Raw genomic sequence first — 14,364 nt, forward strand, 5'->3', positions numbered from 1 at the left:
TTGAAGTGCTCCAAGGATCTCGGAACTCGCTTTGAGTCGCGCATCACGCTTCCACTTATTGCGCTCGCGTCTATCGGCCGTCAGTGCAACAAGTAGGCCACCGGTGATCGCCAGAAGACCACCTACGAGGGGCCCCAAGATAGGTTGCATCTGCCAAGTGTGCCGGTCACCCGCAAGTCGGGCGCGAGTGTCTGCCTGGGTGACAACCAAGGGCATCAGCGGCGGTCGAGCATCGACCTCAGCGGACCGTCCGAGCAGCTCACCTGAGATGTGACCGCACGTCATCGCCATGATCTTTCCTTGACACGGATGCGGTCCGACCGCGAGGGGCGTGGGGTTTCCCCCAATGAATCGCCGGCCGTGTGCCCGCAATGTGGAAGCAACACCATCCGGATTTGTCCACGGGCGGGAACCTCTGAGGAGGATCCACATGAAGGCCAATCTGAAGAAACCCATCGATCGACCAGAAGCGCGGCGAACAAGCGCCGCCGAGGCCGGTCTTGTATGGTCAACGAACTCGGGTAGGGCAGTTGGGATATTCAAGAAGGCCGTCGTTTGTTCGCCTCGTGAGGTCGAACTTGCCAAGTACTTCTGGTCCACGGGCGCCTGGCACGGGCCGTCGAACTGGCGCTGATGCCAACGTCCATGCGCGCGATAATGTGATGCATGGTCCTGCTCGGCCGGGAACGAGAGCGCGCCATCTGCCTTACGACGCTGATGGACGATCCGGCCCCGGCTGGTGTGGTCATCGTCGGTCAGCCGGGGATCGGCAAGACGACGTTGCTGCGCTCGGCGGTGAGGGATGTGACGGCGTCCGGGCGGCGGGTGCTACACACTACCGGTCTTTCCGGTGAGGTCGACGTGCCGTTCGCGAACCTGGCCGACCTGCTCGATCGTGCGGCTCAGGAGGTGCTGCCGGAGCTTCCCGCGGTGCAGGCCAACGTGCTCGGTGGCGTCCTTCGCCTCGGGCGTCTGCCCGGGCAGCTCGACGATGGCGTGATCTCCCGTGCGATCGTCAATGCTCTGCGGGCCTTGGCCCGGCGCTGCCCGGTGGTCGTCGCGATCGATGACTCGCAGTGGCTCGACGCGGACACCCAGCGTCTGCTTCGCATGGCCGCCGCCTGGATCACCGATGTGCCGTTGGCCTGGCTGCTCTCGGTGCGAGCGAGTCAGGAGCGGACGGGGCTGGCGCACGTTGCGCTGCACGAGTTCGCGGCACGGTCGGTCAGGATCGACCTGGGGCCGCTCGACGGGGGTTCGCTGACCAGCCTTGTCGTCGATCGGGTCCCCGGGCCGTGGTCGCCGGTCCTGGTGCGCAGGATCATTGCGCTGTCCAGCGGAAACCCTTACACAGCCATAGAACTGGCCCGCGAAACCGTCGCTGCTGCCGGATTTCACGCGTCTGAGGCCACAGTGCCGGCGTCGCTGTCGAACTCGCTGAAGGCACGGCTGCACCGACTGGACCAGCCGGTGCAGCGGGCGGTGCAGGCTGTCGCACTCGTGGCCCGGCCGTCACGCGGACTGCTCCGATCGCTTGCCGCCGGCGAGACGGACAACACGGACATTGCGGTGGACGCGGCAATCGACGCCGGTGTGCTGCAGGTCGTGTCGGAAAACGGGGTTCTTGGCTGCTCGCATCCTCTTCTGCAGCAGGTTGCGATTTCGACGATGGACACGAGACGCCGCCGCCTCCTGCATCGCCGGCTGGCCGCTGTCATCGAGGATCGGGATGAGGCGGCCCTGCATCTGGCGGCCGGCACCGACGAACCGGACGAAGGGGCCGCATCGACGCTCGAAGCTGCGGCTGTCCGCCTCATGGAAACGGGCATGCCGGCTCGCGCCTCGGGTCTGGCCGAGGCCGCCGTGCGACTCACGCCCGGCGCGCCGAACTTTGACATGTGGCGTCGCAGGCTTCTGGTGCTCAGAAGCCTCGAGGCGGCCCATGACATACCGCGGGGCGAGACACTGGTCGCCTCCTGGTCCAGGGAGACACCTCCGCCGGACCTGCGCGGATTCTTCAGCCTTATCTATTCGTCGTTCTCGGACATGCAAACCCGCTTCCAGTTGGTGGTCCGCGCGGTCGGGGAACTGGCCGGCAATCCCAGCGGCGCGGCGTATGCGGGGGCGAGGCTGGCCCGTTGCCTGGTGGATGAGGACTGGCGGGTCGAAGAGGCACGCGGTCACGCCGAGCAGGCTGTTCTGGCGGCGCGGGCCTGCGGCGAGCCGGGCATTCTCAGCTGGGCTCTGTCCGTGCTCGCCGACGTTCTGGGCCGGGAGGGCGACCCGGACGCCGGGCGGCGTATGCGTGCTGCCGTCTCCATGCAGGACGAGCACGGCCTGCCCTTGCCCTGGATGGCTCCGCACACCGCGCTCATCGACTGGCACCTACGGCGGGGAGAGCTCGCCCCGGCGCGGGAACTGGTCGACGTGCTGTACGAGGCAAACGAGCGCAGCGGCCGCTGGGGCGGGGCCGTGCGCTGGTGCCTCATGCAGATCGCGTGGGCAAGCGGGCGCTGGGAGGCTGCCGAGGAACACGCCGACCACTACGTGCAGCACGCTCGCTTCAGCGACAGCAATGCGACCGCGTCAACGATGGCCACGTGCCTGGTACGCGCGGGGCTGCTTCCAGCACCGCAGATGCGCGACGAGCTTGTGGAGTCCATCCACTTCGCCGAATCAAGGCAGGACCGAGTAGCCGCGACATTCCTCCGGGGTATCGCCGCCGAGTTCGAGTTGTCGGTCGACGATCCTGCTGCTGCCGCCGCCTGGCTTGCGCCGGTAGCCGACTTGCTCCGGGACCGGACGTTCGTGGAGTTTCTCCTGCCCACGTTCGAGGGCGACCTGATCGAAAGTTGGCTGCGCCTGGATCGCCACGACGAAGCCGTCGAGCGATTGCAACTCCTGCGGGAAAGCGCCGAACGACGTGATGAACCCTGGGCGAAGATCGTCGGTCTGCGTTGCGCCGGTCTGCGTCTTCTTTCGGAAGGCGAGCCCGGCGCCGCCGCCGGGGCGTTGGAGCGTGCGACGGCCGGGGCGCGCGAGCTAGGGCTACAACTCGAGCTGGGCCGAGGGCTGCTTGTACTCGGACGTGCCGACCGCCGCGCCCGCCGGCGACGCGGCGCGGCGACCGTCCTGGACGAGGCGATCGCCATCTTCGAGGGCCTCGGGGCACGGCACTGGCTGGGCCAGGCGCGCGCCGAGCGTGCTCGGCTCGAACACGCCGCCCCGGAGTTGCTCACAGCGACGGAACGACGGATCGCCGAGCTGGTCGCCTCAGGACACAGCAACGCCGAGATCGCCGCCGCCCTTCAGGTCAAGGAGAAGACCGTCGAGGCCAACCTCACCCGGATCTATCGCAAGCTCGGAGTCCGCAACCGCGTGCACCTCGCTCGAGCCGCAGCGGCCGGATACAACGGGCAGCAGCGGTTTCGGCGGGCGTGAGCTAGCTGCCGTAGATGCGGCTGGGAGTGATGAGTACGGCCGCGCGGCGTTGTTCGCGCATCGTGCGGTCGTACTCGTCCCAGTTGTCGTGGGTGCCGCCGGCGGCCGTGAAGATCTCGCGGAGCAGCAGGCGCAACTCCTCGGCGTCCAGCTCGTCGGGGCCGGCTATCTCGGCTCGGCCCTCGACGGTCGCGTACTGCCAGCCGTTGCGGAAGGCGACCGACAGCTGGGGGCGTGCCCGCAGGTTGGCCAGCTTGACCTTGCCGTACGTGACGAAGGCCAGGCGGTCGCCGACGATGCCGGTGTTGACCAGCGAGGACTGGATGGTCTGGTCGGCGCGGAGGGTGGAGACGATGGCCAGGCCGGAATCCTGGCGGCTCAGTTCCCATGCCGCGGACAGTGTGATTGCCACCCTGGCAGCCTAGATCGGGACTTAGGTCCCTGTCGCCGGGTACGGCGGGCGGGCGAGGCTGATCGGGTGGAGAAGACATCGCTGGCCGAGCTGGCCGAAAAGAGTCTCGCGGAGGCCCGGAACGTGCACAGCGGGCGCAGCGCGCACACGGTGCACGGCGGGCATGCCAGCACGCTGCGGCAGACGGTGATCGCGCTGCTCGGCGGGCAGCGGCTGGACGAGCATGAGAATCCGGGCGAGGCGACGCTGTACGTGCTGGCGGGGCGCGTGCGGCTCTCCTCAGGCGGCGAGGGGCAGGAGGCGGCCGCCGGCGATCTCCTGATGATTCCGGACGCGCGGCACGCGCTCGACGCTCTCGAGGACAGCGTCGTGCTGCTGACGGTGGCGAAGCTGCCCTGATTAGGGTGGTGGGGTGACCCCATGGGAGGCCCTTCGAGGGGCGGCGGCGCTCGGGCCCTACTTCGTCTGGGAGCCGTGGGAGGCAGGCCACGGGTGGCGGCCGCTGAGCGAGCTGCTGGACGCCGACGTGGTGGCGGAGCGGGTCGGGGTCGCCCGGCAGACGCTGGTGCGGATGTCGGGGCTGGGCGTCGACGAGATCGGGGAGCGTGAGGTCGCGTCGATCATGTTCCTCGGCTGGGCGTCGCGGCTGGTGTCGCCGCTGGTGGGGGCGGTGGCGACGACGGGAGTGCTGCCGCGGGCCGAGATCGGGCAGCTATGGTGGCGGCCGGTGGAAGGCGGCCCGCTGCCGGTCGCCTACGACCGAGTTGCCGCAGCCGACAAAGCAGACCTCGACGTCGTAAAGGCATTGCTCCAGGTCGTTAGCAAGCGATTCTCGCTGCCGGAACACCTGCTCTGGGGAAATGTGGCGTCGGCGCTGGGCGGGGCCGCGGGGATGATCGCGGACTCGGCGCCGGAGCATGCGGCGAGCGCGGCGGCGGCGGTGGAACAGCTGCTGGGACAGGCGCCGCTGAAAAACACGGCGGTGCTCGAGCAGCCGGATCCGGAAACCGAGCGGTGGTTTCTGGTGCGGCGGAACTGCTGCCTCTACTACCGGATCCCGGGCGGCGGGAAATGCGGCGACTGCGTGCTGACGCCGGAAGCGGTCCGGCGTCAGCACTGGCAAGCGGTGCTCAGAAATCGTCGTCGAAGCTGACCGTGCCGGTCACCCCCACCTGGTACGCGGAGACGCGGCGCTCGAAGAAGTTGGAGAGCTCCTGCACGTCCTGCAGTTCCATGAAGACGAACGGGTTCTTGCTGCCGTAGAGCGGCTCGATGCCCAGCACGGCCAGGCGGCGGTCGGCCACGTGCTCGAGGTAGGAGCGCATGTCGGCCAGGGACATGCCGGAGACGCCCTGCGCCAGCAGGTCCTCGGCGAACTGGACCTCGCAGTCGACGGCCTCGGCGAGCATGTCCCGGACCTGCTTCTCCATGTCGGCGTCGAAGAGGTCGGGCTCCTCGGCTCGCACCTGCTCGACCACGTCGAATGCGAAGGCCATGTGCATCGACTCGTCGCGGAAGACCCAGTTGGTGCCGCTGGCCAGGCCGTTGAGCAGACCCCGCGAGCGCAGGAAATAGACGTACGCGAAGGCGCCGTAGAAGAACAGGCCCTCGATGCACGCCGCGAAACAGATGAGGTTGAGCAGGAAGGCCCGCCGGTCGTCCTTGGAGGAAAGTTTGCGCAGTGAAAAGACCGAGTCGATCCACTTGAAGCAGAACTCGGCCTTGCGGGCGATCGACGGAATGTTCTCGACAGCGGCGAAGGCCTCGAACCTCTCGGTCTCCGAGGGGACATAGGTGTCGAGGAGGTTCAGGTAGAACTGGACATGCACGGCCTCCTCGAAAAGTTGCCGCGAAAGGTAGAGCCGGCCTTCGGGCGAGTTGACGTGTTGGTAGAGGTTGAGCACGAGGTTGTTCGCCACGATGGTGTCGCCGGTGGCGAAGAAGGCAACCAGTCGCGAGACCAGGTGCTGCTCGGCGGGGGAGAGGCGGGCGAGGTCGGCGAGGTCGGAATGCAGGTCGACCTCCTCCACCGTCCAGGTGTTCTTGATGGCGTCCTTGAAGCGGTCGAAGAAGTGCGGGTACTTCATCGGCCGCAGGGTCAGGTCCATTCCGGGGTCGAGCAGCATTACTGGCAGGCCTCACATGACTCGGGGTTTTCCAGGGAGCAGGCGACCGCCTCGACGGGTGCTATGGAAACTGTCGCTTGCTGGATGCGCGTGGCGGGCCGCGAGCGCAGGTAGTAGGTCGTTTTCAGGCCCGATTTCCAGGCATGCAGGTACATCGACGAGAGGCGGCCGATGGTGGGCGCGCTCAGGAACAGGTTCAGCGATTGCGACTGGTCGATGTAGGGCGCGCGGGCGGCGGCCAGATCGATCAGGGCACGCTGCGGGAGCTCCCACGCGGTCCGGAAAATTTCGCGTACGTCTTGCGGCAGCTCGGCGATCCCCTGCACGGAACCTTCGGCGCGCTTGATCTGCTCCCGGATCGGCGCGGTCCACAGGTCGCGCGCCTTCAATTCCCGTACGAGGTAGTTGTTGATCTGCAGAAACTCGCCGGACATGGTTTCGCGTTTGAACAGGTTGGACACCTGCGGCTCGATGCATTCGTAGCAGCCGGCGATCGAGGCGATGGTCGCCGTGGGGGCGATCGCGATCAGCAGGGAATTGCGCAGGCCGGTCGCGGCGACTTGCGCTTTGAGCGCGGTCCATCTTTCCGGCTGCGCCGGCGTGGCTCCCCACAGGTCCGGGTGCAGGTCACCCTGGGCGGCGCGGGTTTTCTCGTACGCGGGATGGGGTCCGAATTTCGCGGAAAGCGCGGCCGAGGTTTCCAGGGCGGTGAGGAAAATTTCCTCTTGGACGCGGGTCGAGAGCTCGCCGGCTTCGGCGGAGTCGAACGGCAGGCGCAGCGTGAAGAACGCGTCCTGCAGGCCCATGAGTCCGAGGCCGACCGGGCGCCAGCGCGGATTCGAGGCGGCGGCCTGCGGCGACGGGTAGTAGTTGATGTCGATGACCCGGTCGAGGAACACGACGGCCGTGCGAACAGTCGCGCGCAACTTTTCCCAGTCGACGCCGTCGGCGGTGACGTGGGCGCCCAGGTTGATCGAGCCGAGGTTGCAGACCGCGGTCTCGTCGTCGCTGTTCACCTCGAGAATTTCCGTGCACAGATTGGAAAGGTGAATAGTGTTCCCGGGCGCGCCGGTCTGGTTGGACAGCGCGTTGGACCGGTCCTTGAACGTCATCCACCCGTTGCCGGTCTGGGCCAGGGTGCGCATCATCCGCCCGTACAGATCACGGGCCTTGACGGTTTTCACGGCCTTTTTCTCGGCGTTGCGGTAGGCGAGGTCGAACTCCTCGCCGAACAGATCGGGAAGCTCGGGCGCGTCGGAGGGATCGATGAGCGACCAGTCCTCGTCGGCCTCGACCCGGCGCATGAACTCGTCGGGGATCCAATTGGCCAGGTTCAGGTTGTGGGTGCGGCGGGATTCCTCGCCGGTGTTGTCGCGCAGCTCGAGAAACTCCTCGATGTCCGGGTGCCACGGCTCGAGATAGACGCAGGCCGCGCCTTTCCGGCGACCGCCCTGATTGACGGCGGCAACTCCGGCGTCGAGCGTCTTGAGGAACGGGACGATGCCGTTGGACTTGCCGTTCGTGCCCCGGATCAGCGCGCCGCGGCCCCGGATGCGCGTCCATGAGATGCCGATGCCGCCGGAGAACTTGGAAAGTTTCGCGACCTGGTGGTACCGCTCGTAGATGGAATCGAGCTCGTCTTTCGGCGAATCGACCAGAAAACACGACGACATCTGGGTGTGCCGGGTGCCGGAGTTGAACAGCGTCGGCGAGCTGGGCAGGTACGCCAGCGACGACATGAGCCGATAGAAGCCGATCGCCTCGGCCGGCGTCTCGGAAAGGCCGCAGGCGACCCGGAGCAGCCAATATTGCGGAGTTTCCACGACCGTTCGCAGCTGCGGGTGACGCAACAGGTAGCGATCGGCCACGGTGCGCAGGCCGAAATATTCGAGTCTCTTGTCCGCCGAGGCGTCGATCGCGTCGTCGAGTTTCCGCGCGTTGCGCGCCACGAATTCGGCGGTCGCGTCGCCGATCAGGCCGAGGTCGTGGCCGTAGCGGATCGACTGGCTGAAACTGGCGACGCCTTGCAGGCGAACTTCCTTGTCGACGTACGCCGAAAGCAGCCGCGCCGCAAGCCGCGAATATTGCGGCTCCTCGCCGATCAGCTCGGCGGCCGTCTGGATGGAAAGTTTGTCGAGCTCGGCCGTGGTGGCGCCGTCGTAGAGCCCGCTGATCGTCTTGGTGGCGACCCGCAGCGGATCGACCTCGTCCAGGTCGGTCACCCACCGCTCGACCGCCCGCACGATCTTGTTGACGTCGACCGCTTCGAGGTCGCCGTTGCGCTTGCGCACCTGCATCTCTTCCGTCCCCCCTCGTGGTGAGGACGCGCAGGCAGACGCCACCGGCCGCTTGTTCCGTGCCGCGGCCGCGTGATGGCGTCGGCCGTCCCGCGCGGCCTCCGACCGCCGCACACCGGGCGGCATGCGGCGCGCTGGCAGGTCTTCGGACTCGTGGGCGTGCTGCTCGCGCCTACCGGCCGTCGCTTCCCAGGCCCGGGCCCAGTGCTCGTGACGGCTTTCGTTCCCACTCACCGCTGCGGGGCAGTCCCGGATTCCCACCGGGTTCCCTCTTGCCTCGACGCTCCTCATCGGAGCGCCGAACCAGCTGCGGGAGACACCATATATGGGTACGGGGGTGCCAGTGCAACCCCAGATGATGTGTCGGCGTGTCGCATTACGGAGATCACCGCGCGTGTGCGAAGCTCGGGCATCCGGTGACTAGGGGAGGGGCACACGGTGACCGACGAGAGGCCTCCGCTGAGCGACTTGCCGAGGTTCGTGGAGTGGGTCCGCGACGGCTACGGATCAACGCTGGTCGAATCGCGGCGGTCCGCCGAGGATCGAGCGCGCGAACTGCTGGACGCTTCCGCCGGCGCGATGACGACGGAGCAGGCGCTGGAGCTGGGGCGGCTCTTCAACACCGGCGAGTGGGACGGCGTCATGCACTACAACCGGTTCAGCCCCGCCTTCGTGGGAGCCACGATGAGCCGGGTCGTCGACCCCCTCGACGAATTCAACCAATGGACCGAACGGCTGTGGCGGCGCCCGATCGACGAGTCGCTGTCCTTCGTCGACCAGATCCTGAAGAGCGCGCAGGTGTTTCCCGGCGCGGGCCGGTCCTATCCCACGATGCTCATGTACCTGCGCGATCCCGCCCGGTACGTCATCTGGCTTCAGGTCACCCATCAGGCCCTGGTGGCGCTGGGCCGGCTCACGGAATCGCGGGGCCGAGGCGGTGGCGTCGAGCGATACCAGCGCTATTGCGAGGCGGCCCAGCGATTCGCGGCCGAGTTCGGGCTGGCGCCGCAAGAAATCGACGCGGTGCTCGCCGCGGTCGCCCGCGAGCAGCAGGCCGTTCCGGCGCCGCCCGTCCCCGGTCCGGTGAATGAGCCGCATCCGCTCACCAAGGTCGCGGAGACGACGCATCTGCCGCTTGACCAGCTGGAGGAATGGGTCGCACTACTCAACGACAGCAAGCGTCAGGCGCTGCTCTACGGCCCGCCGGGCACCGGCAAGACCTTCGTCGCGGAGGAGCTCGGCCGCCATCTCGCCGGCGCGGACGGGAAGGTCGAGACGGTGCAATTCCATCCGTCCTTCTCCTACGAGGACTTCATCGAGGGTTTGCGTCCGGCGCCGGGGGTCGGCGGCACCATCGGCTATCAGGTGCGGCCGGGGGTGTTCAAGCAATTCTGCGAGGACGCCAGGAAGTCCGAGGCGACGCATGTCTTCATCATCGACGAGATCAATCGCGCCGAGCTGGGCGCGGTTCTCGGCGAGCTGATGCTCCTGCTCGAATACCGGGTCACCAAGTCGGTGCTGCTGCCGTATTCGCAGGAGCGGTTCTCGGTTCCCGGGAACGTCGTGGTGCTGGCCACCATGAACACGGCGGACCGGAGCCTGGCGCTCGTCGACTTCGCATTGCGCCGCCGATTCCACGCGTTCCAGGTGCTCCCGAGCCGCGATGTGCTGAGCGGGCACTTGGGGCAAGGCGAGTCGGCCGAGCTGGTGCTGAGGTTCTTCGACCTGATCCAGCAGGCGGTCGGCAATCCGGACTTCGCGCCGGGCCATTCGTACTGGATGGGCGACGATGCCACCGCGGCGGGGCTGTTCCGGATCTGGCGGTACGAATTGCTGCCGTACCTGACGGAATACTGGTTCGAGCACCGCTCGCGCCTGGACGACCTCACCACCAGCGTGACCAAGATGCTGTCCGAGGAAGCCTGACCGTGGAGGTCGTGGAGTATCGGCCGGCGCTGCTTCCGCTCGCGGCCGCCGAGCTCGACTACCTGCTCGGGCTGGTGCGCGCGAACTCCGGATCGCGTGTCCTGCAGAGCATCACGCCAACGCGGGAGCCGGGCGTCTTCGAGGTCACGCCGGGGTCCTTCGTCGGCCGGCTGGGGCTGCCCACCGGCCGCTGGATCGACTTCCGGAGCCGCTTTCCGCTGAGCGACGTCGTGCAGCTCATCCGGCAGTCGGGGCGCCGGCCCGTTCGCGCGGACACGCTGCCGGTGGATGCCGCCGCACGCCACTTCCTCATCGACGCCATCGCCATCGCGTACGCCCGCGAGGTCGAGCATTTGGTCGGCCGTGGCCTGGCCAAGGGGTACGAGCCGGTGCGCCACGAGCGGCCGCCCTACCCGGGCCGGCTCGACGTCGCACATCACGTCGGCAAGCTGGGGGCGCGCCCGGACCGGCTCGCCACCATCGCCCGGCGTCTCACGGTCGACATCCGGGAGAACCAGGCGCTCGCGGCGGCCCTCGACGTTCTTACCCACGTCCCGCTCGACCGGGACGCCGCGGTGCGTATCGCGGCCCTCGGACCGGCGTTTCACCGGGTCTCGCGCCGCTCGTGGCGGGCCGAGGACGTCGGGCGGATCCGCCTGACGAACCTCACGACGCACTACCGGCAGGCGCTGGCGCTCGCCGAGACCATATTGCGGTCCCAATCGCTGGCGCCGACGTCCGCGGGTCTTGCCGGTGGATCCCTTCTTTTCCACATGCCGAAGGTCTGGGAAGCCTATGTGGCGCAGTGGCTGCGGCGAACGTGGCCGCATCACGACGTGCGCGCCCCGTATGCCTTTCCGCTCACGAACGACGGGCAGAAGGCGGAGGCCGATGCGACCGTCTGGGACGGCGGCCGGCTCGTCGCGCTCTACGACGCCAAGTACAAATGGCCGGACCACGCGCCGGACCGGGCCGACGTCTACCAGATGGTGACCTACTGCGAGCGGCTCGGTCTCACCGAGTGCACGCTGGTCTACCCGGTCGCGGCGGAGCGGCCGGCCGTGACCGTCGGCTCGCGGACCGTCCGCGTGCTCGGGCTGATGCCGAGCCTGGAGAAGGGTTAGCGCAGCCGGACCTTCACGCCGGCGGAGAGGAACGAGTCGCGCAGCTCGACGGCGGCGAGTTTCGTGCCTATCGGTACGTCGAAAACCAGCGTTCCCCGTGCCGTGCTTCCCGGGCCGATCGGCTCCAGGAATGCCTGGACGTCGACGTTGACGGGGGACTCGGCGCTTTCGTCGTTGGCGTGGGCGATGTTCTTCACATCCCATGCTGTGGGGGAGCCGTCGCCGAAAGTTTGCGCCTCGGTTCCGAGGTTCTTGACCGTCAGCCGTACGAGGCAGTATTCGCCTCGGGCGCGGCGCATGATCGGGCCGCTGATCAGGGTTCTGCTGCCGCACGAGACGCGGGTGACGGTGTACTCGAGTTTTCCGTCCGGGACGGGGGTGTTCAGGCCGGCCGCTTTCGGCTGCGCCGTTGGCGTCGTCGCGCCTTGCGCATGTGGGTAGAAACTTGCCAGCGCGGCGACGGCGAGGGCCAGCGTGGAAAGGGCGGCGACGGCGCCGAGCAGCAGCGGGTCCCTCTTCGGCACGACGGAGCTCCAGGCGGGCCGGTGCGGGCTGGTATGCGCGGCCGGCCACCAGCCCTGGAGACCGGCCGCGCATACGCCCAACGGCGCTCGTTGCTACCTCGGCGTCGACCTAACGGTTGGCTTCGGCTGCTGTCTGACGGAGGCGGGCGTGCATGCCTTCGTAGGCGTTGACGCCACCGAGGTATTTCTTCTGGACTTTCGCCAGCATCGTGTAGTTCGGATCGCAGACGTTGCCGACCGGGGCGGTGCCGGCCTGGCTGATCAGTTGGTAGGCGTCGAGGGTATCGAGTCCGGTCATTCCGGCGGTCCAGGTGATCAGGTCGTGCTGGCTCATGCGGTACGCGTCCTCGAGTGGGCGCGCGGAGCCGGCCGACATCAGGGAATCGTCGGTTTCGAAACGCGGGGTGGGGGTGGCGGCGCCCTTGATGACATCGAGGATCACGACCGTGTTCATCGCTGCCTCGACGGCGGTGCCGCAAACCTCGCCGTCGCCTTGGCGGCAATGGCCGTCGCCGAGCGCGAAAAGGGCGCCGGGAACGTTGACGCCGAAATAGGCGGTGGTGCCGGCGCGCAGTTCCGGGGTGTCCATGTTGCCGCCGTGCACGTCGGGGACGATCGTCATTCTCGACTCGAACGCGGCCGGCGCCACTCCCGCCGTACCGTGCATGGGGTCCAAAGGAAGCTCCATGCTGAAGTCGCCGCGCCGGGCGTGATAGCGCACCGAGCCGGCGTCGACGTCCACGTCGTAGCGCCAGACCACCTCGTCGAGCGGCGGATGCAAAGTGGCCGTGGTGTGGGTGCCGGTCAGCGCGCCGAAATGCGGAAAGGTCGACGAAACCGCCCAGTCCCGCGCGGGCGTGATGGAGACGAAATGCACCGCGAGGGTGTCGCCGGGCTCGGCGCCCTCGACGAAGAACGGGCCGGTCACCGGATTGAGATAGGGGAACTCGCAAACCACCGAGGGGAGGTCGGTGACATCCTGCACGCGGCCGCCGAAACAGTCCTCGGTGTACAGCTCCAGAATGGTGCCCGGCTTGACGCTGCGAACCGGCTCCCGTCCACCAAACGTATACGACAATTCTGAAATGTCGGGCTTGTACTTCACGATGACGACTCGCTCTCCGAGGTAAGGCCGGCCAGTTGCGGGCGCCGGCCGCTGACGTAGAACGAAATCAGCACTATCACACCGATGCCCAGCCAGATGAATCCGAGCGTCTGCGCGGCGATGTCGGCGTTGATGACCACGTAGAGCAGGATCAGGAAGCCGATCACCGGCACGGCCAGGTGCCGCAGCCAATCGCGGCTGTGCTGCCGCACCACATAATGCACCACCACGGCGACGTGCAGCGCCAGGAAAGCGGTCATCGCGCCGAAATTCACCAGCGTGGAGAGCAACGAAATGCCGTCGTCGCGGCTCGCCATGTAGAGGCCGAGCGCCAGGGAAACCGCGGCGACCAGCAGCGTGGCGTTGGCGGGAACCTTATGGCGCTCGTTGATTTTCGCGAGGAAACGCGGCATCTGACGGTCGCGGGCCATCGCGTAGAGAAGCCGGCTGGTGGCCGCCTGCGCGACCAGCGAGTTGGCGAAACCCCAGGCGATCGCCGTGGCCAATGCGGTCAGGTTGGCCAGCCATCCGCCGCCGGCCGCACGCGCCGCGTCATAGAAAGCCGTCCCCTCCGGGTCGCCATTTTCCAAAAGACCAGGAGCATCGGGTACGAGCAGAGCAGCCACCCAGGTCTGCACGATGAACAGGGTGCCCGCCAGCAGAAGGGCGCCGACCATCGCGCGGCCGATCTGGCGTGCCTCCTCGCGGCTTTCCTCGGCGAGCATCGAGATGCCGTCGAAGCCGAGGAACGAAAGGACCGCGATCGATACCGCGCCGAAGACGACCGACCATTCGAAAGTGTCGGCGTTGAACAGGGGCGACCAGAAGTTGCCGACGTGGACCTTTCCGGAGAACAGGGCCCAGAGGCCGACGACCAGGAAGATCGCGAGGACGATCAGCTCGGCGACCAGCATCAGCTTGTTGACCCGGGCGGTCATCTGGATGCCGAGATAGTTGACGACGGTGTTGAGCAGGACGAACGCGACCAGCCACAGCCAGACCGGTATCCCCGGCACCAGCGAGTGCATGGCCACGCTGGCGACGAGGTAGAGCAGGCCGGGGACCAGCACGTAGTCGAGCAGGATCACCCAGCCCGCCAGGAAGCCGACGGGAGGCGCGATGCCGCGCCCCGCGTAGCTGTAGACCGAGCCGGCCATGGGAAAGGCACGGACCATCTGGGCGTAGGACAGCGCCGTGAACATCATCGCGATCATGCCGATGACGTACGCGAGCGCGACCATCCCGCCGGAGCCGCTGTAGACGCTTCCGAAGATCCCGAATGGCGCGATCGGCACCATGAAGATCAGACCGTAGATCAGCAGGTCGGTGAAGCTCAGCGATCGGCTGAGCTCCTGCCTGTAACCGAACTGCTCGAGTTCTGCCACGGCGTGAACATTATTGCAAATGTT

Annotated in this window: 11 protein-coding genes and 1 riboswitch; of the genes, 5 read left to right on the forward strand and 6 right to left on the reverse strand. The window is 67.3% G+C overall.

Annotation, left to right across the window (positions count from 1 at the left end; genetic code table 11):
* The first annotated feature begins 666 nt into the window (after positions 1 to 666).
* Positions 667 to 3,441 (forward strand): AAA family ATPase, encoded by a 2,775-nt coding sequence (locus ACQPZX_RS15060; protein ID WP_433380290.1) that lies wholly within the window; start codon positions 667 to 669, stop codon positions 3,439 to 3,441.
* Between the two features lies 1 nt (position 3,442).
* Here the strand turns inward: ACQPZX_RS15060 and ACQPZX_RS15065 are convergent, their stop codons facing one another.
* Positions 3,443 to 3,853, reverse strand: a complete 411-nt coding sequence (locus tag ACQPZX_RS15065) for a TIGR03618 family F420-dependent PPOX class oxidoreductase (protein WP_433380293.1) — start codon at positions 3,851 to 3,853, stop codon at positions 3,443 to 3,445.
* Between the two features lie 66 nt (positions 3,854 to 3,919).
* On the opposite strand from ACQPZX_RS15065, the gene ACQPZX_RS15070 reads away from it, so the two are divergent.
* Entirely contained in the window at positions 3,920 to 4,252 is a 333-nt protein-coding gene (locus ACQPZX_RS15070) for a cupin domain-containing protein (protein WP_433380296.1), read from the forward strand.
* A gap of 13 nt (positions 4,253 to 4,265) precedes the next feature.
* A complete protein-coding gene (locus tag ACQPZX_RS15075) occupies positions 4,266 to 5,006 on the forward strand; it encodes a (2Fe-2S)-binding protein (RefSeq protein WP_433380299.1) in 741 nt (246 codons plus the stop codon).
* Here the strand turns inward: ACQPZX_RS15075 and ACQPZX_RS15080 are convergent.
* Both ACQPZX_RS15080 and ACQPZX_RS15085 read right to left on the reverse strand, forming a co-directional pair.
* Positions 4,984 to 5,979 carry a ribonucleotide-diphosphate reductase subunit beta gene (locus tag ACQPZX_RS15080; protein ID WP_433380302.1) on the reverse strand — a complete coding sequence of 332 codons (996 nt, stop codon included), beginning with the start codon at positions 5,977 to 5,979 and terminating at the stop codon, positions 4,984 to 4,986. The genes ACQPZX_RS15075 and ACQPZX_RS15080 overlap by 23 nt on opposite strands.
* Positions 5,979 to 8,276, reverse strand: a complete 2,298-nt coding sequence (locus ACQPZX_RS15085) for a ribonucleoside-diphosphate reductase subunit alpha (RefSeq protein WP_433380305.1) — start codon at positions 8,274 to 8,276, stop codon at positions 5,979 to 5,981. The genes ACQPZX_RS15080 and ACQPZX_RS15085 overlap by 1 nt, the downstream gene beginning before the upstream one ends.
* Before the next feature lie 119 nt (positions 8,277 to 8,395).
* Positions 8,396 to 8,599: riboswitch (cobalamin riboswitch) on the reverse strand.
* Positions 8,600 to 8,714: 115 nt separating this feature from the next.
* On the opposite strand from ACQPZX_RS15085, the gene ACQPZX_RS15090 reads away from it, so the two are divergent.
* Together ACQPZX_RS15090 and ACQPZX_RS15095 are read left to right on the forward strand one after the other, a co-directional pair.
* Positions 8,715 to 10,202, forward strand: coding sequence for an McrB family protein (locus tag ACQPZX_RS15090; protein WP_433380308.1), 1,488 nt, complete (start codon positions 8,715 to 8,717; stop codon positions 10,200 to 10,202).
* A gap of 2 nt (positions 10,203 to 10,204) precedes the next feature.
* On the forward strand, positions 10,205 to 11,326 hold the full coding sequence (locus tag ACQPZX_RS15095) for an McrC family protein (RefSeq protein WP_433380311.1): 1,122 nt from the start codon (positions 10,205 to 10,207) through the stop codon (positions 11,324 to 11,326).
* Here the strand turns inward: ACQPZX_RS15095 and ACQPZX_RS15100 are convergent.
* From ACQPZX_RS15100 to ACQPZX_RS15110, 3 genes are all read right to left on the reverse strand, one after another.
* The gene (locus ACQPZX_RS15100; protein ID WP_433380314.1) at positions 11,323 to 11,850 is read right to left on the reverse strand and encodes a DUF4352 domain-containing protein; all 528 of its coding nucleotides are present in this window, start codon (positions 11,848 to 11,850) and stop codon (positions 11,323 to 11,325) included. The genes ACQPZX_RS15095 and ACQPZX_RS15100 overlap by 4 nt on opposite strands.
* Before the next feature lie 109 nt (positions 11,851 to 11,959).
* The gene (locus tag ACQPZX_RS15105) at positions 11,960 to 12,958 is read right to left on the reverse strand and encodes an acetamidase/formamidase family protein (RefSeq protein ID WP_433385251.1); all 999 of its coding nucleotides are present in this window, start codon (positions 12,956 to 12,958) and stop codon (positions 11,960 to 11,962) included.
* Positions 12,952 to 14,340: an APC family permease gene (locus ACQPZX_RS15110; RefSeq protein ID WP_433380317.1), complete on the reverse strand. Its 1,389-nt coding sequence runs from the start codon at positions 14,338 to 14,340 to the stop codon at positions 12,952 to 12,954. The genes ACQPZX_RS15105 and ACQPZX_RS15110 overlap by 7 nt, the downstream gene beginning before the upstream one ends.
* Positions 14,341 to 14,364: the final 24 nt, after the last annotated feature.

This window comes from Actinoplanes sp. CA-142083 (genome assembly GCF_050942195.1).
Lineage (GTDB): Bacteria > Actinomycetota > Actinomycetes > Mycobacteriales > Micromonosporaceae > Actinoplanes.

Excerpts from the sequence above, each read along its gene's own strand:
- ACQPZX_RS15060 (WP_433380290.1), top strand. The coding sequence starts at position 667 with ATGGTCCTGCTCGGCCGGGAACGAGAGCGCGCCATCTGCCTTACGACG.
- ACQPZX_RS15080 (WP_433380302.1), bottom strand. The coding sequence starts at position 5,979 with ATGCTGCTCGACCCCGGAATGGACCTGACCCTGCGGCCGATGAAGTAC.
- ACQPZX_RS15085 (WP_433380305.1), bottom strand. The coding sequence starts at position 8,276 with ATGCAGGTGCGCAAGCGCAACGGCGACCTCGAAGCGGTCGACGTCAAC.